The sequence below is a fragment of the Streptomyces sp. NPDC002463 genome, from assembly GCF_042889835.1.
Classification (GTDB): domain Bacteria; phylum Actinomycetota; class Actinomycetes; order Streptomycetales; family Streptomycetaceae; genus Streptomyces; species Streptomyces nymphaeiformis.
This window is the reverse complement of record NZ_JBIARL010000002.1, coordinates 552,579-572,005: the sequence shown is the minus strand read 5'-3', so window position 1 is coordinate 572,005 and position 19,427 is coordinate 552,579. Positions and strand designations below refer to the sequence as shown.

The 19,427-nt window shown below is 74.8% G+C and carries 14 protein-coding genes and 1 riboswitch; of the genes, 9 read left to right on the top strand and 5 right to left on the bottom strand.

The annotated features are described in order from the left end of the window. Positions 1 to 11: 11 nt before the first annotated feature. Together ACFYX3_RS07685 and ACFYX3_RS07680 are read right to left on the bottom strand one after the other, a co-directional pair. Positions 12 to 1,430: a hypothetical protein gene (locus tag ACFYX3_RS07685; protein WP_389009309.1), complete on the bottom strand. Its 1,419-nt coding sequence runs from the start codon at positions 1,428 to 1,430 to the stop codon at positions 12 to 14. Positions 1,431 to 1,484: 54 nt separating this feature from the next. Then, positions 1,485 to 2,612, bottom strand: a complete 1,128-nt coding sequence (locus tag ACFYX3_RS07680) for an alpha/beta hydrolase (protein WP_389009306.1) — start codon at positions 2,610 to 2,612, stop codon at positions 1,485 to 1,487. Between the two features lie 365 nt (positions 2,613 to 2,977). Between ACFYX3_RS07680 and ACFYX3_RS07675 the strand changes: the two genes are divergently transcribed. The 7 genes from ACFYX3_RS07675 (at position 2,978) to ACFYX3_RS07645 (ending at position 11,392) form a co-directional block, all read left to right on the top strand. Continuing rightward, positions 2,978 to 4,240, top strand: coding sequence for an anion permease (locus tag ACFYX3_RS07675; RefSeq protein ID WP_376586270.1), 1,263 nt, complete (start codon positions 2,978 to 2,980; stop codon positions 4,238 to 4,240). Positions 4,241 to 4,256: 16 nt separating this feature from the next. Next, entirely contained in the window at positions 4,257 to 4,478 is a 222-nt protein-coding gene (locus tag ACFYX3_RS07670; protein ID WP_116161672.1) for a hypothetical protein, read from the top strand. A 115-nt stretch (positions 4,479 to 4,593) separates the two neighbouring features. Further along, positions 4,594 to 4,736: riboswitch (cobalamin riboswitch) on the top strand. Positions 4,737 to 4,767: 31 nt separating this feature from the next. Then, positions 4,768 to 5,742, top strand: coding sequence for a cobalamin biosynthesis protein (locus tag ACFYX3_RS07665; protein ID WP_389009302.1), 975 nt, complete (start codon positions 4,768 to 4,770; stop codon positions 5,740 to 5,742). Further along, entirely contained in the window at positions 5,739 to 7,271 is a 1,533-nt protein-coding gene (locus ACFYX3_RS07660; protein WP_389009299.1) for a cobyric acid synthase, read from the top strand. The genes ACFYX3_RS07665 and ACFYX3_RS07660 overlap by 4 nt, the downstream gene beginning before the upstream one ends. A 49-nt stretch (positions 7,272 to 7,320) precedes the next feature. Continuing rightward, on the top strand, positions 7,321 to 9,351 hold the full coding sequence (locus ACFYX3_RS07655) for a putative cobaltochelatase (protein WP_389009296.1): 2,031 nt from the start codon (positions 7,321 to 7,323) through the stop codon (positions 9,349 to 9,351). After that, positions 9,351 to 9,959, top strand: a complete 609-nt coding sequence (gene cobO, locus ACFYX3_RS07650) for a cob(I)yrinic acid a,c-diamide adenosyltransferase (protein ID WP_389009293.1) — start codon at positions 9,351 to 9,353, stop codon at positions 9,957 to 9,959. The genes ACFYX3_RS07655 and cobO overlap by 1 nt, the downstream gene beginning before the upstream one ends. Next, positions 9,953 to 11,392: a cobyrinate a,c-diamide synthase gene (locus tag ACFYX3_RS07645; RefSeq protein WP_389009290.1), complete on the top strand. Its 1,440-nt coding sequence runs from the start codon at positions 9,953 to 9,955 to the stop codon at positions 11,390 to 11,392. Before cobO ends, ACFYX3_RS07645 begins: the two co-directional genes overlap by 7 nt. Positions 11,393 to 11,394: 2 nt before the next feature. Here the strand turns inward: ACFYX3_RS07645 and ACFYX3_RS07640 are convergent, their stop codons facing one another. After that, positions 11,395 to 12,123, bottom strand: a complete 729-nt coding sequence (locus ACFYX3_RS07640) for a ZIP family metal transporter (protein WP_376586286.1) — start codon at positions 12,121 to 12,123, stop codon at positions 11,395 to 11,397. Between the two features lie 21 nt (positions 12,124 to 12,144). On the opposite strand from ACFYX3_RS07640, the gene cobC reads away from it, so the two are divergent. Then, positions 12,145 to 13,842 (top strand): Rv2231c family pyridoxal phosphate-dependent protein CobC, encoded by a 1,698-nt coding sequence (gene cobC / locus ACFYX3_RS07635; protein WP_389009287.1) that lies wholly within the window; start codon positions 12,145 to 12,147, stop codon positions 13,840 to 13,842. A gap of 155 nt (positions 13,843 to 13,997) precedes the next feature. On the opposite strand, the gene ACFYX3_RS07630 is transcribed toward cobC, so the two are convergent. Then, the gene (locus tag ACFYX3_RS07630; protein ID WP_389009284.1) at positions 13,998 to 14,984 is read right to left on the bottom strand and encodes an SCO1860 family LAETG-anchored protein; all 987 of its coding nucleotides are present in this window, start codon (positions 14,982 to 14,984) and stop codon (positions 13,998 to 14,000) included. A 363-nt stretch (positions 14,985 to 15,347) separates the two neighbouring features. Here ACFYX3_RS07630 and ACFYX3_RS07625 point away from each other — a divergent pair, with 363 nt between their 5' ends. After that, positions 15,348 to 18,203: a GNAT family N-acetyltransferase gene (locus ACFYX3_RS07625; RefSeq protein ID WP_389009281.1), complete on the top strand. Its 2,856-nt coding sequence runs from the start codon at positions 15,348 to 15,350 to the stop codon at positions 18,201 to 18,203. 105 nt (positions 18,204 to 18,308) lie between these two features. Here ACFYX3_RS07625 and ACFYX3_RS07620 read toward each other — a convergent pair whose 3' ends face one another. Next, positions 18,309 to 19,394 carry an amidohydrolase family protein gene (locus ACFYX3_RS07620; protein WP_359509242.1) on the bottom strand — a complete coding sequence of 362 codons (1,086 nt, stop codon included), beginning with the start codon at positions 19,392 to 19,394 and terminating at the stop codon, positions 18,309 to 18,311. Between the last annotated feature and the right edge of the window lie 33 nt (positions 19,395 to 19,427).

Below are 19,427 nucleotides of genomic sequence, written 5' to 3'. Positions count from 1 at the left end.
CGTCCGGCGGCTCAGGCTCCCCCGGTGTGGACCTGGAAGGCCGCCCGGCGGACCGCCTTCGCCAGGGCCGGGTCCGGGTGGGCGGCGGCCAGGGCGACCAGGACCTGGACCGTGCGGGGGTGGCCGACGGCGCGGACCTCGTCGAGCAGCGCCGGGACGGTGCCCTGCACGGCGGAGTCGAGGTGCCGGACGAGCAGCTCGCTCTCGCCGTGGTCGGCGACGGCCGCCGCGGTGTCGACCCAGAGCCAGGTCGACTCCTCGCGGGTCAGCACCTCCTGGGCGTCGTCGGGGTCGGCCCCCTCGTACTCGGCCAGCCAGAGCAGCGCGTACGGGCGGAGCGAGGGCTCGGCGACGGTGGCCCGCACCTCGGCCTCGGCGGGCGCGCCGACGACGCGGAGCGCCTCGAAGGCGAGCCCGCGCAGCAGGGCGTCCTCGCCGCGGGCGACGGCGAGGAGTTCGGCGACGGCGCTGGAGAGCGTGCGGGCGGCGAGCCAGGCGCGGTACTCGTCGCGGGCGGGGCCCGGGGTGAGCCGGGCGCAGCCGCGGAGCATGTCCTCGGCGGACTGCTCGATGTTGCCCGCGGGGCTCTGCGCGGCGACGCAGATCTGCTCCAGCTTGACCCAGACCGCCCAGTTGCCGAGCGGGGTCAGGGTGGCGTGGCGCTCCTCGGTGCCGGGGTCGAGGGTGAGCGCGCCGACGGCGGCCAGGCCCTCCAGGGCCCAGTCGAGGAGGGTGGGCAGACCATCGAGGGCGGGGACGACGGGGGCGTCCGCCGTCTCGGGGGTCTGCTCGGCCGCCGGGACCTCGCAGCGCTCCTCGCGGAGCTCCTCGACGCGCTGGCCGAGGAGGTCGAGGAGGGCGGGGACGAGGACCGGGCCCTGGGAGAGCTGGAGCAGCGAGAGCACCTGGGGGACGGCCTCGACGACCTCGGCGACGGCGCTCGGGGCGACCCCCTCGGGGGCCGGGTGCACCAGGGACCAGGCGTCGAAGAGGGCGACCCAGCCGCGCAGGACGGCGGAGTCGTCGCGGTCCCAGGCGTGCAGCCGCCAGCCGGGGCGGGCGGTGTCGCCGTGCAGTTCGACGAGTCCGGCGAGCCGGGCGCGGTCCCAGCCGGCCCGGATCTGGCCGGGCGTCAGGTCCAGTGCGGCCGCGGCCCGTTCCTGGGCGGGGCGGGCGCCGGTGCCGGTGCGGGGGGCCGTGTCGGCGCCGTGCTCGACGGCGGCCCAGCGGGCGATCCGCACGGCGTCGGCGAGGACGTGCCGGGCCTGGCGGGCGAGCTCCGCGCGGGGCGGAGTGCCCTCGGGCGGCCGCGGCGCCGGCCGGGTGCGCCGGGTCGTCACGGCCCGTCGGGCGGTGGCCAGCGCCCGCGGGCGGACGAGTCGGAGTCTGGAGTTGCGCGCCAATGGTTCATCGGGCTTTCGAGACGTCACGGGGGCAGTCTTCCCGCTGACGGCCCGAAAGCCCAATCGGAATCAGAAGTGCCGTCAGAGCAGCGGGGTGAGGAAGCGCCGGAGGGACTCCTCGTAGGGGACCGGGTCGGCGTTCCACATGGCGGCGTGCGGGGCCTGGCGCACGGTCCGCAGGCTGACCGTGCCGGGGAGGCGGGAGGCGAGTTCGACGGAGGGTTCCCAGGGGGCGATGGTGTCGTCGGGGCCGTGGAAGAGGAGGGCGGGGACGCGCAGGGCGCCCGGCTCCGAGGCGGTCCGCAGGAGGTCGCCGTGCGGGCCGGTCCTGCCCTGGGCGGCGCGGACGGCGAGCGGGAGCAGGGGTCCGGGGACGTGGCGGGCCGCCGCGAGGTTGCGGAGGGTGGCCTCCCAGTCGAGGACGGGGGAGTCGAGGACGAGGCCGCCGATCCGGTCGCGGACGCCCGATTCGACGGCGGCGCGCAGGGCCATGGAGGCGCCGGTCCCCCAACCGTGCAGGACGACCTGCCGGGCGCCGCGGCGGACGGCGTAGCGGATGGCGGCGTCGACGTCCCGCCACTCGGAGTCGCCGAGGTGGGCGAGGCCGTCCGGGGAGGGCGGCGCCCCTTCGTCGCCGCGGTAGGCGAGGACGAGGACGGGGATCTTGCGGCGGTTGTAGAAGGGGACGAGGTTCAGCGGGTGCTCGCGGGTGGTGCCGAGACCGTGCAGGGCGATCACCCAGGTGGTGCGGGGGGCTGCCACGAGCCAGGCGGGCAGGGGGCCGAGTTCGCCGGGGATCTCGACGTCCTCGTGGGCGATCCCGAGGGCGCTGATCGGGGTGCCCCGGTGGAGCTGGGGGGTGAGCCGGACGCGGACGCCGGGCGCGACGACGCCGAGCTCGACGCGTTCGAGGCGGCGGACGACGGTGTCGGCGGTGTGCGGGACGCGGTCGAGGACGGGGCCGAGGACGGCGTGCAGTCCGGAGGCCTCCATCCCGTACGTGCCGGGGCGCAGGGAGGCGAGGCTGCGGGTGAGGGTGATCCGTTCGGGTCCCGTGGCGTGCACGGTGAGTCCCGGGTCTCCGGGCAGTGGTCGTCCGGACGGCGCCTTGAGGGCGACGTCGCTGGCGTACCGGCCGGCCGCGATCGCGACCGCGCCGACACCGATCAGTGTGGTGACGGCCGCTGCCGTCGCTGTAGCCGGGCGCACGCTCCCAGTGTCGGCAGGGCGGGGTGGGGCTGCCACCGGACGGACCCGGCCGGGGGGAAAGCGGAAGGGGCGCCCCGGGGAGTGACATGGGTCTCCTCCGCGGGGTCCCCCGGCCGGATGGTCATGTCCAGGGAGCGGAACGGGATGTCGGGGGAGGAAGCGGGACAGGTCGTATGTGCCCCGGGAGGACTGGGACACCCGTGGTTCCGGGGTGACCGCATCGTGGACACCGGGAGCCCCGGGGCGAGAAGCGGAACCTCTTGACACCGGTTAGAGACACCACGCCGCCCGGCCCAGTTCATCTTCCGTTCACTCAGGTTGCCTACGTTCAACGAAACACTGACGTCGAACGATTGCCTGGGTAAATGGAACACATCACGCTGCTGCTCGCCATTGTGGTCGTGACAGCTCTCGTGTTCGATTTCACGAACGGTTTCCACGACACCGCGAACGCGATGGCCACGACCATCTCGACCGGTGCCCTCAAGCCGAAGACGGCGGTGGTCATGTCCGCCGTGCTGAACCTCGTCGGCGCGTTCCTGTCCGTGGAGGTCGCCAAGACGATCTCCAAGGGACTGGTCAACGAGGACGGCATCCAGCCCGAAGTGATCCTCGCCGCGCTCGTCGGCGCGATCCTCTGGAATCTGGTGACCTGGCTGGTCGGACTGCCCTCCAGCTCCTCCCACGCCCTGATGGGCGGCCTCATCGGCGCGACCGTCGCCTCGATCGGCGTCAGCGGCGTCAACGGCGAGGTCGTCGTCAGCAAGGTCCTCATCCCGGCCGTCGCCGCGCCCATCGTCGCCGGCATCGCCGCGACGCTGGCCACGAAGCTGACCTACAAGATCGGCGCCAAGACCTCCGAGAAGGACACGGCCAAGGGCTACCGCGTCGGCCAGATCGCCTCCGCCGGTCTCGTCTCCCTCGCCCACGGCACCAACGACGCCCAGAAGACCATGGGCATCATCACCCTCGCCCTGGTCGCCGGCGGCTCCCTGCCCGCCGGCTCCAACCCGCCCGTCTGGGTCATCGTCTCCGCCGGTACGGCGATCGCGCTCGGCACCGCCCTCGGCGGCTGGCGCATCATCCGCACCATGGGCAAGGGCCTCACCGACCTCCAGCCGCAGCAGGGCTTCGCCGCCCAGACCAGCGCCGCCACGGTCATCCTGGCCTCCTCCCACCTGGGCTTCTCCCTCTCCACCACGCACTCCGTCTCCGGCGCCGTCATGGGTGCGGGTCTCGGCCGCAAGGGCGGTGTCGTCCGCTGGTCGACCGCCACCCGCATGTTCGTCGCGTGGGGCCTGACCCTCCCGGCCGCCGGCCTTGTCGGCGCGGGCGCCGAGTACGTCGCCCGCCAGGGCAACTGGGGCGTCTACGTCGTCGCCGCCTTCCTCGCCGCCTCCTGCGTCGCCATCTGGCTCGTCTCCCGCCGCCAGCCGGTCGACCACACCAACGTCAACGAGGTCGAGACCGGCGCCGAGCCGGACGGCGTCGTGACCACCGCGATCGCGGCCGTCACCCCGCCGCCGGCCGGTACCGTCGCCGCCGTCGCGGACGAGGACCTGAAGACCACCATCCCCGCGCCGGCCCCCACGGACCCGGCCGCTCCCCCGGCCACGGCCGCGGTCTAAGGAACTGGAACCAAGCATGAAGATCGACTGGGCAGCCCTCGGCTCCGTCTTCGGAGTCAGCCTCGTGGCGACCGTCGCCCTCGTGGGCCTCTTCACCCTCGGCGTCATCGGCCTCTCCAAGCAGGAGCAGGCCGCCGCCCAGGGAGGCTCCGCCGCCCTGGCCCGCACCGGCGCCTACGCCTGCTTCGCCCTGTGCCTCGGGGCCGTGGCGTACGGCATCTACCTGATCGTCGCCTGACGGTCTCCCCGGCACCACCGGCCGGGCGGTCCGCACCTCGCGTGCGGGCCGCCCGGCCGTCGTGTTTGTGGTGCTTCGCACAGTGACGCGGTGCAGGTCAAGGGTGAGTTGACGGGTGTTCTCGGGCCGTGGTGGACTGCCGGGGCCATACGGCGGCAGGAGAGGAAGTCCGGTGCGAATCCGGCGCGGTCCCGCCACTGTGACCGGATCCCGAAGGTCCGGAAGTCAGGAACTCTCGCCGCCGGTTTCGTCGACCCAGGGCGCGGACCCTGAGTGAGGACAGTGCGCCATGCCCGGCCTCAGGCCAGGACCTTCCCGAGCCACCGGTGTGTTCGCGTACGGCGCGGCCCTCGGCCTCGCCGTCGACCGGCTCGTCGGCGACCCCCGCCGCGGACACCCCGTCGCCGCCTTCGGCCGGGCCGCCGGCCGCGTCGAACAGGCCCTGTGGCGCGACCACCGCGGCCGGGGCGCCCTGCACACCGCCGTCTGCGCCGGTACCACCGTCGCGGCCGGCGCCCTCGCCGCCCGTACGGTACGGGGCAGCCGCGCCGGATCCGTCGCCCTGACCGCCGCCGCCGTGTGGGCCGTCGTCGGCGGTACGACCCTGGGACGCGAGGCCCACGCGATCGGCGGGGCCCTCGCCGCGGGCGACCTGGAGGTGGCCCGGGAACGGCTGCCGCACCTGTGCGGACGCGACCCGCAGTCCCTCGACGGTCCCGCGATGGCCCGCGCGGTCGTCGAGTCCGTCGCCGAGAACACCTCCGACGCCGTCGTGGGCGCCCTCTTCTGGGGAGCGGTCGCGGGCGTGCCGGGCCTGGTCGGCTTCCGCGCGGTGAACACCCTCGACGCGATGGTCGGCCACAAGTCCCCCCGCCACCTGCGCTACGGCTGGGCCTCGGCCCGCCTCGACGACGTGGCCGGCTGGCCCGGGGCCCGGCTGACCGCCCTGCTCGCGACCGTCGCCGGAGGGAACCCGCGCGGAGCCCTGCGGGCCTGGCGGGCGGACGCCGGAAAGCACCCGAGCCCCAACGCGGGACCGGTCGAGGCCTCCTTCGCGGGCGCCCTCGGCGTACGGCTCGGCGGGACCCTCTCGTACGCCGGGCGGGTCGAACACCGGCCCGTCCTCAACGGGGAGGGGCGGCCCGTCGAGGTCGCCGACATCGACCGCGCGGTCCGGCTGTCACGCCGGATCACCGGACTGACCCTGGCCGTCTGCGTGGGCGGCCGCATGATCGCGAGCGCGCTGAAGCGGAGGAACGCATGAGGGGTGGGGGGCTGCTCGTCGCCGGGACCACGTCCGACGCGGGCAAGAGCGTCGTCACGGCCGGCATCTGCCGGTGGCTGGTCCGGCAGGGCGTCAAGGTCGCGCCGTTCAAGGGACAGAACATGTCCCTGAACTCCTTCGTCACCCGGGAGGGCGCCGAGATCGGCCGCGCACAGGCCATGCAGGCACAGGCGGCGCGCGTCGAGCCGACCGCGCTCATGAACCCGGTGCTGCTCAAGCCCGGCAGCGACCGCTCCAGCCAGGTCGTCCTCATGGGCAAGCCCGTCGGCGAACTGAGCGCCCGCGGCTACCACGGGGGCCGGCAGAAGGAACTCTTCGAGCCGGTCCTGGCGTGCCTGGAGGAGCTGCGGGGCACGTATGACGCCGTGATCTGCGAGGGGGCGGGCAGTCCGGCCGAGATCAACCTGCGGCGCACGGACATCGTGAACATGGGCATCGCGCGGGCCGCGAAGCTGCCCGTGGTCGTCGTCGGGGACATCGACCGGGGCGGGGTCTTCGCCCAGTTCTTCGGGACGACGGCGCTGCTCTCTCCCGAGGACCAGTCGCTCGTGGCGGGCTACCTGGTCAACAAGTTCCGCGGCGACGTGTCCCTCCTCGAACCGGGCCTCGACATGCTGCACGGGCTCACCGGCCGCCGGACCTTCGGCGTCCTGCCCTACGCGCACGGGCTCGGCATCGACGAGGAGGACGGCCTGCGGGTCTCCCTGCGGGGTGCCGTCCGCGAGTCGGTCGTCGCGCCGCCGGTCGGCGCGGACGTGCTGCGGGTCGCGGTCTGCGCGGTCCCGCTGATGTCGAACTTCACCGACGTGGACGCGCTGGCGGCGGAGCCGGGCGTGATCGTGCGGTTCGTGGACCGGCCGGAGGAGCTGGCCGACGCGGACCTGGTGGTCGTGCCGGGCACGCGCGGGACGGTCAAGGCCCTCGCCTGGCTGCGCGAGCGGGGACTCGCGGACGCCCTCGTCCGGCGCGCCGCCGAGGGCCGGCCGGTGCTCGGCATCTGCGGCGGCTTCCAGGTCCTGGGCGAGCGCATCGAGGACGAGGTCGAGTCGAAGGCCGGCGTCGTCGACGGGCTCGGGCTGCTGCCCGTACGGATCCGGTTCGGGGTCGAGAAGACCCTCGCCCGGCCGGTCGGCGAGGCGCTCGGCGAGCGGGTCGAGGGGTACGAGATCCACCACGGCGTGGCCGAGGTGCTCGGCGGGGACGCGTTCATCTCTGATGACAACGGACACGGTCTGGAGGGCTGCCGGGTCGGCTCCGTGTGGGGCACCCACTGGCACGGCTCGCTGGAGAGCGACGGCTTCCGGCGGGCGTTCCTGCGGGAGGTCGCGGCGGCGGCCGGACGGCGGTTCGTCCCGGCCCCTGACACCTCGTTCGGCGCGCTGCGCGAGGAGCAGCTCGACCGGCTCGGCGACCTGATCGAGGAACACGCGGACACGGACGCGCTGCTCCGGCTGATCGAGAACGGCGCCCCTGAGGGGCTGCCGTTCGTGCCGCCGGGGGCGCCATGAGCACCCGCCCCGCCCCGAGTTCCGTACTTCCCGAAGGAGTGACCGTCCGATGAGCACCCGGTATCCGTTCACCGCCGTCGTCGGCATGGACGACCTGCGGCTCGCGCTGCTGCTGAACGCCGTCAGCCCGGCTGTGGGCGGAGTGCTCGTGCGGGGCGAGAAGGGGACCGCCAAGTCCACCGCCGTGCGTGCGCTCGCCGAGTTGCTGCCGGAGGTCCCGGTCGTCGCGGGGTGCCGGTTCAGCTGTGACCCGGCCTCCCCCGACCCGGGCTGCCCCGACGGGCCCCACGGCGATGCGCCCGGGACCGCCCGTCCCGCGCGGATGGTCGAGCTGCCCGTCGGCGCCTCCGAGGACCGGCTCGTCGGCGCGCTCGACATCGAGAAGGCGCTCGCCGAGGGCGTGAAGGCCTTCGAGCCGGGGCTGCTCGCCGCCGCGCACCGGGGGATCCTGTACGTCGACGAGGTCAATCTCCTCAGCGACCACCTGATCGACCACCTGCTCGACGCCGCCGCCATGGGCGCCTCCCACGTCGAGCGCGAGGGCGTCTCCGTGCGGCACGCCGCGCGCTTCCTGCTCGTCGGGACCATGAACCCCGAGGAGGGCGAGCTGCGGCCGCAGTTGCTCGACCGGTTCGGGCTCACCGTCGAGGTGGCCGCCTCGCGGGACCCCGAGCAGCGGGTCGAGGTCGTCCGGCGGCGGCTCGCCTTCGAGGACGACCCGGCCGCCTTCGCCGCCCGCTGGGCCGGCGAGGAGGCCGCCCTGCGCGAACGGATCGTCGCCGCCCGGGAGTTGCTGCCCCAGGTGACCCTCGGCGACGCGGTGCTGCTCCAGATCGCCGCCACCTGCGCCGCGTTCGAGGTGGACGGCATGCGCGCCGACATCGTGATGGCCCGGACCGCGACCGCGCTCGCCGCCTGGGCCGGACGGACCGAGGTCACCTCCGAGGACGTGCGGCAGGCCGCGCTCCTGGCCCTCCCCCACCGGCGCCGGCGCTCGCCGTTCGACGCGCCCGGCCTCGACGAGGACAAGCTCGACGAGACCCTGGAGCAGTTCAAGGGCGACGACGAGGATCCCGAGCCCGACGGTCCGGGCGACGGTGGGCCCGGCGGTGGCGGGGGCGTTCCGCCGCAGGGCGAGGGGCCCGACGGCCCCGCGCCCGAGGCCGCCGACGCCCCGGAGAGCGCGCCCGCCCCTCAGGAGGCCCCGCAGGGCTCCGGCGCCGGTGAGCGTGCCGCCGTCAAGGCCGGCGAGCCCTTCCGTACGAAGGTGCTGAGCGTGCCCGGTCTCGGCGAGGGCGCGGCCGGGCGCCGTTCCCGGGCCCGCACCGAGCACGGCCGTACCACCGGATCGACCCGGCCCCGGGGCGCGCTGACCAAGCTGCACCTGGCCGCGACCGTCCGGGCCGCCGCCCCGCACCAGCGGGCGCGCGGCCGGTCCGGGCCCGGTCTCGTGGTCCGCCGGGACGACCTGCGGCAGGCGACCCGCGAGGGCCGCGAGGGGAACCTGGTGCTGTTCGCCGTGGACGCCTCCGGCTCCATGGCGGCGCGGCAGCGGATGAGCGCCGTGAAGGGCGCCGTGCTGTCGCTGCTGCTCGACGCCTACCAGCGGCGCGACAAGGTCGGTCTCGTCACCTTCCGGGGGCGGGACGCCGAGGTCGCGCTGCCGCCGACCTCGTCCGTGGACGCGGCCGCCGCCCGCCTCGAGAAGCTTCCGACCGGAGGCCGTACGCCGCTGTCCGCCGGGCTGCTCAAGGCCCATGACGTGCTGCGGATCGAACGGCTGCGTGACCCCTCGCGCCGCCCGCTGCTCGTCGTCGTGACCGACGGGCGGGCGACCGGCGGGCGGGCCGCCGGCGATCCGGTGGCGCTCGCCGCCCGGGCCGCGCGGCTGCACGCCGCCGACGGCACCGCGAGCGTGGTCGTGGACTGCGAGACCGGGCCGGTGCGGCTCGGGCTCGCGGGGAACCTGGCGCGCGAACTCGGCGGCACCGCCGTGACCCTGGACGAGCTGCGCGCCGACTCGATCGCCGGCCTCGTCAGAGACGTACAAGCAGACAACGCCACCAGGAGGGCCGCTTAATGCCGCAGGGACAGCCGACCGTCGTGCCCGACGACGGTCTCACCACCCGTCAGCGCCGCAACCGGGCACTGGTGATGGTGCACACCGGCGTCGGCAAGGGGAAGTCGACCGCCGCGTTCGGCATGGCGCTGCGCGCCTGGAACCAGGGCTGGCCGATCGGGGTGTTCCAGTTCGTCAAGTCCGCCAAGTGGAAGGTCGGCGAGGAGAACGCCCTCAAGGCGCTCGGCGAGACCGGCAAGGGCGGCACGGTCACCTGGAACAAGATGGGCGAGGGCTGGTCCTGGATCCAGCGCGAGGTCGCCGAGGGCGAGCAGTCCCACGAGGACAAGGCCCGCGAGGGCTGGGAGCAGGTCAAGCGGGACCTCGCCGAGGAGAAGTACAAGTTCTACGTCCTCGACGAGTTCGCCTACCTGCTGCACTGGGGCTGGATCGACGTCAAGGAGGTCGTCGAGGTGCTGCGCGACCGTCCCGGGCAGCAGCACGTCGTCATCACCGGTCGCAACGCGCCGCAGGAGCTCTGCGACTTCGCCGATCTCGTCACCGACATGTCCAAGGTCAAGCACCCGATGGACGCCGGTCAGAAGGGCCAGCGGGGCATCGAGTGGTAGCACGTCTCGTCATCGCCGCGCCGTCGTCCGGCGCGGGCAAGACCACGGTCGCGACCGGCCTCATGGCCGCGTTCGCCGGCCGTGGTCTGGCCGTCTCCCCGCACAAGGTCGGCCCCGACTACATCGATCCGGGCTACCACGCGCTCGCGACCGGCCGCCCGGGCCGCAACCTCGACGCGTACATGTGCGGTACGGGGCTGATCGCGCCGCTCTTCCTGCACGGGGCGCGCGGCTGCGACCTGGCCGTGGTCGAGGGGGTCATGGGCCTGTACGACGGTGCCGCCGACCAGGGCGAGCTGGCGTCCACCGCGCAGGTCGCGAAGCTGCTCAAGGCGCCGGTGGTCCTCGTCGTCGACGCGTCCTCGCAGTCGCGGTCGGTGGCGGCGCTCGTCCACGGGTTCGCGTCCTGGGACCCGGAGGTGCGGATCGGGGGCGTGATCCTGAACAAGGTCGCGACGGACCGGCACGAGCACCTGCTGCGGGAGGCCCTCGGGGAGTCGGGGGTGCCGGTGCTCGGCGTGCTGCGGCGGGCCCCCGCCGTCGCCACGCCTTCGCGGCACCTCGGTCTCGTACCGGTCGCCGAGCGGCAGGCCCAGGCGGTGGAGGCGGTCGCCGCGCAGGCGGAGCAGGTGCTTGCCGGGTGCGACATGGAGGCGCTGCTCGCGCTCGCACGGTCGGCGCCTTCGCTGGACGCCGAGCCGTGGGACGCCCACGCTTTGCGGGCAGGCGTTCCGCAGGGCGATGGGGGTGCCCCCTGCTCGAGCGAAGCCGAGAGCTTGGAGGAGGGTGGGCACAAAGCGACCACCGGGCTGCAGACGGCGAACAAGCCTGGCCGCAAACCGGTCATCGCCGTCGCAGGCGGGGCCGCGTTCACCTTCTCGTACGCCGAGCACACGGAGCTCCTGCGAGCGGCGGGGGCCGAGGTCGTGACCTTCGACCCGCTCCGGGACGAGCACCTCCCCGAGGGCACGAGCGGGCTCGTCATAGGCGGCGGATTCCCCGAGATGTACGGCGAGCAGCTGTCCGCCAACGAGCCGCTCAGGATGGCCGTGGCGAAGCTCGCCGCCTCCGGCGCGCCCGTCGCCGCCGAGTGCGCCGGGCTCCTCTACCTGGCGCGGTCGCTCGACGGCACGCCCATGTGCGGGGTGCTCGACGCCGACGCGCGGATGTCGGAGCGGCTCACGCTCGGCTACCGGGACGCCGTCGCCGTGAGCGACAGCGTCCTCGCGCCGGCCGGGGCCCGGATGCGCGGGCACGAGTTCCACCGCACGGTGATCGAGCCGGGCGCGGGGCCGCTCGCGGCCTGGGGGCTGCGGCAGCCGGAGCGGCGGGTGGAGGGCTTCGTGCAGGGCGGGGTGCACGCCAGCTATGTGCACACCCACTGGGCGGGGTCCCCTGAGGTCGCCGCGCGGTTCGTGGAGCACTGCGCGTGAGATCAGCCGCCGGAGACGCCCACCACGAGCCAGATGAAGGCCACGCCCGCCACCGTGCACAGCAGGGTGGAGCGGGCGGGGTGTTCGTGGTGGGCCTCCGGCAGGATCTCGGCGGCGGCGAGGTAGAGCAGGGCGCCGCCGAAGAAGCCGAGATAGCACCCGAGCAGTTCCTCCGGAAGGGTGAACAGGGTGGCGAGTCCGGCGCCGAGCAGCGGGGCGACGGCGTCGGCGACGAGCATGGCGAGGGCCTTGTGGCGGGCGTTCCCGTAGAGGCTCGTGATCGTGTACGTGTTGAAGCCGTCGGCGAAGTCGTGGGTGATGACGGCGAGTGCGACGGTGGCGCCCATGCCGCCGCTGACCTGGAAGGCGGCGCCGAGCGCGATGCCGTCCATGAGGCTGTGCAGGACCATCGCGGCGGCGGCCGTGAGCCCGACCTGAGGGACGCGCTCGTCGGCGCCGACCCCGTGGGCGGCCCGGCGGACGGCGAGGAGCCGTTCGACGACGTGGGCGAGGAGGAAGCCGCCGACGAAGAGCAGCAGGGCCTCCGGGACGCCGAAGACCTTCTTCCCCGCGGCGTCCAGGGCCTCCGGCAGGAGGTCGAGTCCGACGACGCCGAGCATGAGTCCGCCGGCGAGGCCGAGGACGAGGTGGCGGCGGTCGGTGACGCGCCCGGCGACCCAGCCGCCGAAGAGCGTCATGAAGAACGCGCCGAGCGCGACGACTACAGCCATGGGCCTTTGCTATCCGATGGGGTGCCGGGTGCGCACCTCGGCGTGGGGGTACGGCCGGGGACGGCGGCGGACGAGGTCCTCGCGCTCGTCGGCGCGGTCCTGCGGGAGGCGGGTCTGACGGGAGCGGACGTGCGGTCGCTCGGCACGCTCGACGCGCGGGTGGCGGAGCCGGGGATCGTGGCGGCCGCGGCGGCGCTCGGGGTGCCGGTGCGCGGGTTCCCGGCCGGGGAGCTGGCGGCCGTACCCGTACCGCATCCGTCCGCGCTGCCGCTCTCGGCGACGGGTACGGCCTCGGTGGCGGAGGCGGCGGCGCTGCTGGCGGCGACGGCGGGAGGCGACGGGCGGGCGGGGCCGGCGGTGTCGGCGGGACCGGTGGTGCCGCCCGCCGGCCGGGACGGGGGCGTCCTGCCCGCCGGCCGGGACGGGGGCGTCCTGCCCGCCGGCCGGGACGGGGGCGTCCTGCCCGCCGGCCCGGAATGCGCCGTTCTTCTCGTCCCGAAGCGGAAATCCCGGCGCGCGACCTGCGCGATCGCCACTTTTGCCCCATTTCGTTCGAACCAAGTGACGTCCGTCGCACGGTTGTTGCCCTTGACTGACGGGTACATCGCTGGCGAGCCTGGCTCACCCCCCACCATCCCCACCCCCCACACGACGGCGGCCATGGACACGCACACGCACACCGACGCCCACGACCTGCGCCACCACGGTGACGCCGAGGTCCGGGACGAGAAGCTCATCGACCTGGCGGTCAACGTCCGGACGAACACCCCGCCGGACTGGCTGCGGAAGCGGATCGCCGACTCGCTGACCGGCCTCGCCGCCTACCCCGACGGGCGGGCCGCGCGGGCTGCGGTCGCCGAGCGGCACGATCTGACGTCGAACCGGGTGCTCCTGACGGCCGGCGCGGCGGAGGCCTTCGTGCTGCTCGCGCGGGCCCTGCCGGTGCGGCGGCCGGTGGTGGTGCATCCGCAGTTCACCGAGCCGGAGGCGGCGCTGCGGGACGCCGGGCACGCGGTGGGCCGGGTGCTGCTGCGCGAGGAGGACGGCTTCCGGCTGGATCCGGCGGCCGTTCCGGAGGACGCGGACCTGGTGGTGATCGGGAACCCCACGAACCCGACGTCCGTGCTGCATCCGGCCGCCTCGATCGCGGCGCTCGCCCGTCCGGGGCGGACCCTGGTGGTGGACGAGGCGTTCATGGACGCGGTGCCGGGCGAGCGGGAGTCGCTGGCCGGGCGGACGGACGTGCCGGGGCTCGTGGTGCTGCGCAGCCTCACCAAGACGTGGGGGCTCGCCGGGCTGCGGATCGGGTACGTCCTGGCCGAGCCGGAGACGATCGCGGCCCTTGAACGGACGCAGCCGCTGTGGCCGGTGTCGACGCCGGCCCTGGTGGCGGCGGAGGCGTGCATGTCGCGGGCGGCGCTCGCGGAGGCGGAGCACGCGGCGCACCGGATCGGGGTGGAGCGGGCGCATCTGCTCGCCGGGCTCGCGGAGTTCGACGAGGTCCGGACGGTGGCGGGGGCGGAGGGCCCCTTCGTACTGCTGCGGATCGACGGCGCCGACGTGGTGCGGGAGCGGCTGCGGTCGCTCGGGTTCGCGGCCCGCCGGGGCGACACGTTCCCGGGGCTCGACCGGAACTGGCTGCGGATCGCGGTCCGGGACCGGGCGACGACGAACCGATTCCTGCAGGCGCTCGACCAGGCGCTGCTGATCTGCGGCTGAGCTGCGGCTGACCGTGCGGCCGACCTGCGGGCCGGCCGTGCGGCGCCGAGCCGCGTACCCACGCGGAAGGGTCCGGGGAGGGCGGTGTCGTCACCACCGCCCTCCCCGGACCCTCGCTCCCTCCCGGCGCCCCCCGGCGCTTCCCCCTCGGGCCGTCAGCCGCGGTTGCGGGCGCGCGAGCGGGTCACCACGAGGGCGCCGCCGCCGGCGACGAGGAGGGCGAGCGCTCCGGCCGCGATGTACGGGGTGGTGGAGCTGCCGCCGGTCTCGGCGAGGTTCTCGGTGGGCGTGGTGCCGCCGTTGTTGGTCTTGATGCCGCCGGCGTCGCTCGGCCGGGCCGAGGGCTGCTGCGAGGGCTGCTCGCTCGGCTGGCCGGTCGGCTGCCCGGTGGGCTTCTCGGTGGGCTTCTCGGTCGGGGCCGCGCCCTTGGGCGTCTCGCAGGTGGCCTCGGCGAGGGTCACCGTGCCGTTGACCTCGGCGACGCCGAGCTTCAGCGGGTCGACCTCCACCTTGAGTTCGAGGGCCGTGGCGGCGGCGGTGCGGGAGGTCGTGGAGGTACGGGAGAGGTCCAGGGTGACCTTGCCGACGCCCGGCACGCCGACCTGGGTCCGGCCGCCCGCGGACAGGGTGGTCTTCTTGCCGAACACGGTCACGTGACCGAGGACGTTGGACTCGGCGACCGGCTTCCTGCCCACTTCGCACAGGGCCTTGGAGGTGACCTTCTCGACCTCGATGAGGGAGAGCAGCGGGATGCCGGGGACGTGGACCCGGGCCTTGACGAGGTTGACGTACCCCTCGGCCTTCTTCTCGTCCACGGTGGCGTCGGCGGTGGCGACGTCGGCCTTGAGGAGGTCGATCGGCTCCCCGCCCTCGGCTCCCTGCACCTTCACGGAGAGCGCGGTCTCGTTCTCGCTCTCCGGCGCCTTGACCTCGTTGAGGGAGGCCCGCACCGGCACGTTCACGGTCTTGCCGAGGAGCGAGACGTCGAGTCCGGCCCGCAGCACGACGGCGGTGGAGCGCCCTTCGCCGTCCGTGGCGTGCGCCGCGGGGGCCGCGAGGAGCACGGGTCCGACGGCCAGGGCGGCGACGGTCGCGGCGGCGGCGGAACGGCGTACGGGCAGGCGGAAGGTGTTGCTGTTCAAGATGGTGGAACCCCCACAAGAGACATGGCGTCGCCGGCCGCTCACCACGGGGACGGTGGGTCGGTGCGGCCTCGGCGACTTGAGACACCGGAATCTTTACGCACGGAGAGTGAACTGGCAGTCTCCTGGCGTGAGTTCACCCCAAAGGGGGGTTTCCGTGTTCATTTTCGATTTTTTTCGACACAACCGTTCCCGGTCGCCCCGCGTGTTTCGTACGGCGACGGGCGCGTGGGGTGCGCGGGGGCGATGAGAACGAGCCGCACCGCTCACGGGTCACGGATCGTCAACCTGGCGAGAAGGGCGGACTCCAGACTCCTGTAGGCTAATTTAGGCCAGCCTAACCTAAGAAAGGTCTCCGTCTCCGTGAGCATCGAGGTCTACCGGGACGCCTGGGGCGTCCCCCATCTGCGCGCCGCGGACCCGGAGGAACTCGCCTTCGCCCAGGGCCGGGTCACCGCCCGCGACCGCGCCTGGCAGCTGGAGGTCGAGCGGCACCGGGCCCAGGGCACCACCGCCGCCTTCCTCGGCGCCGCCGAGCTCGGCTGGGACGCCTTCGCCCGGCGGTCGCGGCTCGCCGACACCGCCCGCCGCTGCTTCGACCGGCTCGCGGAGACCGACGCGACCACGGCCTCGTGGGTACGCGCGTACGTGGACGGGGTCAACGACGGACTCTCCGAAGGGGCCGGCCGCGCACCCGAGTTCGCGTCCACCGGCCTCGCGCCCGGCCGGTGGGAACCGTGGACCCCGCTCGCCGTCTGGCTCTCCACCCACATCCTCTTCGCCGGCTTCCCCACCAAACTGTGGCGGGACGAGGTCGCCCGGCGGCTCGGCGAGGAGTGGACGGAGCTCTTCGCGACCGACGGGCCCGGCACCGCCGGCTCCAACGGCTGGGTCGTCGCGGGCGGGCGGACCGCGAGCGGGGCGGCCCTGGTGGCCGGCGACCCGCACCGCTTCATCGAGGCGCCGGGCGTCTACCAGCAGATCCGGCTCGCCTGCCCCGCGTACGACGTGGTGGGCCTCGCCGTGCCCGGCGTCCCCGGGCTCGCCCACTTCGGCCACACCGGGCCGGTGGCCTGGGCGATCACCAACGCGATGGCGGACTACCAGGACCTCTACCGGGAACGGCTGCGCCGGCGCCCCGACGGCACCGTGGAGGCCCTCGGCCCGGACGGCTGGGCCCCGGCGGCCGCGCACCGGGAGACCGTCGAGGTCGCGGGCGGGGAGCCGGTGGTGACCGAGGTGATCGAGACGGCCCGGGGACCGGTGATCATCGGCGGGCCGCCCGGGGACGGCTCCGCCGAGTGGGAGGGGATCGCCCTGCGGTACCCGCCGCGGGTCACCGGGGAGCTCGGCTTCGGGGCGCTGCCCGCGCTCCTTCGCGCCCGGACCGTCGCCGACGTGGACGCGGCGCTCGACGACTGGGTCGAGCCGGTGAACGTCGTCCAGGCCGCGGACACCCGGGGCGGGCTCCTGCACCGGGTCGCCGGACACGTGCCCGTACGGCACCGGGCCAACTCCCTGCGCGTCGTGCCCGCCTGGGACCCGGCGCACTCCTGGGCCGACGCACCGGCGCCGCTCCCCCGCGCCGAGGTCCACGGCCACGCCGTGATGGCCAACGCCCGGGGCCTGGCGGCGCCCCTGGGCGTCGAGTTCGCCCCACCGCACCGCGCGGCCCGCATCGACGAACTGCTCGCCGCGTCGACGACCTGGACCCCGGAGACGACGGCCACGATCCACCGGGACACCGCGAACCCCTCGGCGACGGCGCTCCTGACGGCGGTACGGCGCGTGGGCGGGTACCTGGAGGCCGGCGAGGGAGCGCCGGCGGCGACCGAGGCCGCCGTCGACGGAGCGGCCGGCTCCGCCGAAGCGGTCCGCGCCACCGGCACGGGCGCCACGGGCACCCCCGCCATGACCGGCGGCGCCGGCGCCATCGGCGTCACCGGCGCGACCGGACGCGTCGGCGGCGTGCCGTCGCCGGGCTCCCGGTCCGGCGCCGACGGCGGCGGTCCGGCCGTCCCGCTCTCCCCCGCCGGTTCCGCCGTCCGGGCGCGGTTGCTCGACTGGGATCGGCGGATGGACGCCGAGAGCGTCGGGGCCGGGCTCTACGCGGCCGTGCGTGGGGCCGTCGTGCGGCGGCTCGCTCGGCACGAGGCCTTCGCTGCGTTGCGTGAACCGGCCCCGCACCCCGCCCTCTTCCAGCCCTGGCTCGCGCTCGGGCCGCGCGTCGCCTTCGCCCTGGAGACGCTGCTCGTGGCCGGGCCCGTGCCCGCCGGGGACGTCGACCGGATCGTGCGCGAGGCGCTCGACGAGGTCGGCGCCGGTGAGCCGCCCGCCGCCTGGGGCGCGACGCACCGGCTCGCGCCCTGGCAGGCGCTGCCCGATCCCGACGACGGGCAGTGGCCGGGGCTCGGCGGCGACCACGACTGCGTGCTCTCCACGTCCAGCGTCCCCGGGTGGACCGACCGCAGCGCCCGCGCCTCCGCCGCACGGTACGTCTGGGACCTCGGCGACCGGGAGCGGAGCCGCTGGATCGTGCCGTTCGGCGCGTCCGGCGTCCCCGGCGACCCGCACCACCGCGACCAACTCCCCCTGTGGCTGCGGGGCGAGCTCGCCCCCGTCACCACCGACTGGCAGAAGCTCGAGAAGGAGCAGGGCATGACCGTCCCCGTACACGTCCAGACCGTCGAGGGCTTCGGCACCGTCACGGTCCGCCCCGTCGACCCCGACGCCGACGCGCACCTCCTGCACCGCTGGGTCAACGAGGAGCGGGCCCGCTTCTGGGGCATGGTCGGCACCACCGTCGAGCAGGTCCGGGAGATCTACGCGCACCTCGACTCGCTGACCACGCACCACGGTTACCTGGTCAGCCGGGACGGGGAGCCGGTCGCGCTCTTCCAGACGTACGACCCGGCGGCGGACCGGGTGAGCGAGTGCTACGAGGCGCTGCCCGGCGACATCGGCGTGCACCTGTTCGTCGCGCCGGGGCTCGCCCCCGAGCCCGGCTTCACGGGCCGGCTGCTCACCGCGCTCGTCGACTTCTCGCTGACGGACCACACCCGGATCGTGATCGAGCCGGACGCCGCCAACGAGAAGGCGCTCGCCCGCATGACACGGGCCGGTTTCGAGCTGGGCCCGGAGGTCGTGCTCCCGGAGGTGGACCTCCCGGAGGTCTTCATCCCGGAGAAGCGCGCCCGGCTGGCGTTCCTGAGCCGCTGACGGCCCGGTGGCTCGGCCTGGTGTCGGCGACCGGCCGGCGCCCTACCCGAGCCGGGGCCGGAGCCGGTCGTACGAGAGCCGCCTCCGCCGCCTGTCGGCCGGCGCTCAGCCCACGACCCGCCCGTTGACGACGACCCGCCGCGGTGCCGCCAGGACGCGGACGTCCGCGCGCGGGTCCTCGCCGTAGACGACGAGGTCGGCCGGGGCGCCCTCCTCCAGGGACGGGCGGCCCAGCCAGGCCCTGGCTCCCCAGGCGGTGGCCGCGAGCGCGTCGATCGGCGGGATGCCGGCCTTGGTGAGCTCCTCGACCTCCTCCGCGACCAGGCCGTGGGCGAGGGAGCCGCCCGCGTCGGTGCCGACGAAGACGGGCACGCCCGCGTCGAACGCGGCCCGGACGGTGTCGTACCGCCGCTCGTGGAGCCGGCGCATGTGGGCCGACCAGCGGGGGAACTTCTCCTGCCCGCCGTCGGCGAGGTGCGGGAAGGTCGCGATGTTGACGAGGGTCGGGACGATCGCGACGCCGCGCTCGGCGAAGAGCGGGATCGTCTCCTCGGTGAGCCCGGTCGCGTGCTCGATGCAGTCGATGCCGGCCTCGACGAGGTCCCGCAGCGAGTCCTCGGCGAAGCAGTGCGCGGTGACGCGGGCACCGAGCCGGTGCGCCTCCGCGATGGCCGCCTCGACCTCGGCGCGCGGCCAGCAGGCGGTGAGGTCGCCGACCTCGCGGTCGATCCAGTCGCCGACGAGCTTGACCCAGCCGTCGCCGCGGCGGGCCTCGCGGCCGACGTACGCGACGAGGTCGGCGGGCTCGATCTCGTGGGCGTAGTTGCGGATGTAGCGGCGGGTGCGGGCGATGTGCCGCCCTGCCCGGACGATCTTCGGGAGGTCCTCGCGCTCGTCGATCCAGCGGGTGTCGGAGGGCGATCCCGCGTCCCGGATGAGCAGGGTGCCGGCGTCCCGGTCGGTGAGGGCCTGCTTCTCGCTGGTGGCCTCGTCGACGGGGCCGTGCCGGTCGAGGCCGACGTGGCAGTGGGCGTCGACGAGTCCGGGGAGCACCCAGCCCTCGACGGTGACGGCCTCGGCGGCGGGCCGGTCGAAGGTGATCCGCCCGTCGACGCACCACAGTTCGTCGCGTACGTCCTCCGGGCCGACGAGCACCCGCCCCTTCACGTGCAGCACCTCGTGATCGCTCATACCCGCACTCTACGAGCCGCCGCGGGACCGTCT

Coding starts and splice junctions, on each gene's coding strand:
- ACFYX3_RS07675 (WP_376586270.1), top strand. CDS start 2,978: ATGGAACACATCACGCTGCTGCTCGCCATTGTGGTCGTGACAGCTCTC.
- ACFYX3_RS07670 (WP_116161672.1), top strand. CDS start 4,257: ATGAAGATCGACTGGGCAGCCCTCGGCTCCGTCTTCGGAGTCAGCCTC.
- ACFYX3_RS07665 (WP_389009302.1), top strand. CDS start 4,768: ATGCCCGGCCTCAGGCCAGGACCTTCCCGAGCCACCGGTGTGTTCGCG.
- ACFYX3_RS07660 (WP_389009299.1), top strand. CDS start 5,739: ATGAGGGGTGGGGGGCTGCTCGTCGCCGGGACCACGTCCGACGCGGGC.
- ACFYX3_RS07655 (WP_389009296.1), top strand. CDS start 7,321: ATGAGCACCCGGTATCCGTTCACCGCCGTCGTCGGCATGGACGACCTG.
- cobO (WP_389009293.1), top strand. CDS start 9,351: ATGCCGCAGGGACAGCCGACCGTCGTGCCCGACGACGGTCTCACCACC.
- ACFYX3_RS07640 (WP_376586286.1), bottom strand. CDS start 12,123: ATGGCTGTAGTCGTCGCGCTCGGCGCGTTCTTCATGACGCTCTTCGGC.
- ACFYX3_RS07620 (WP_359509242.1), bottom strand. CDS start 19,394: ATGAGCGATCACGAGGTGCTGCACGTGAAGGGGCGGGTGCTCGTCGGC.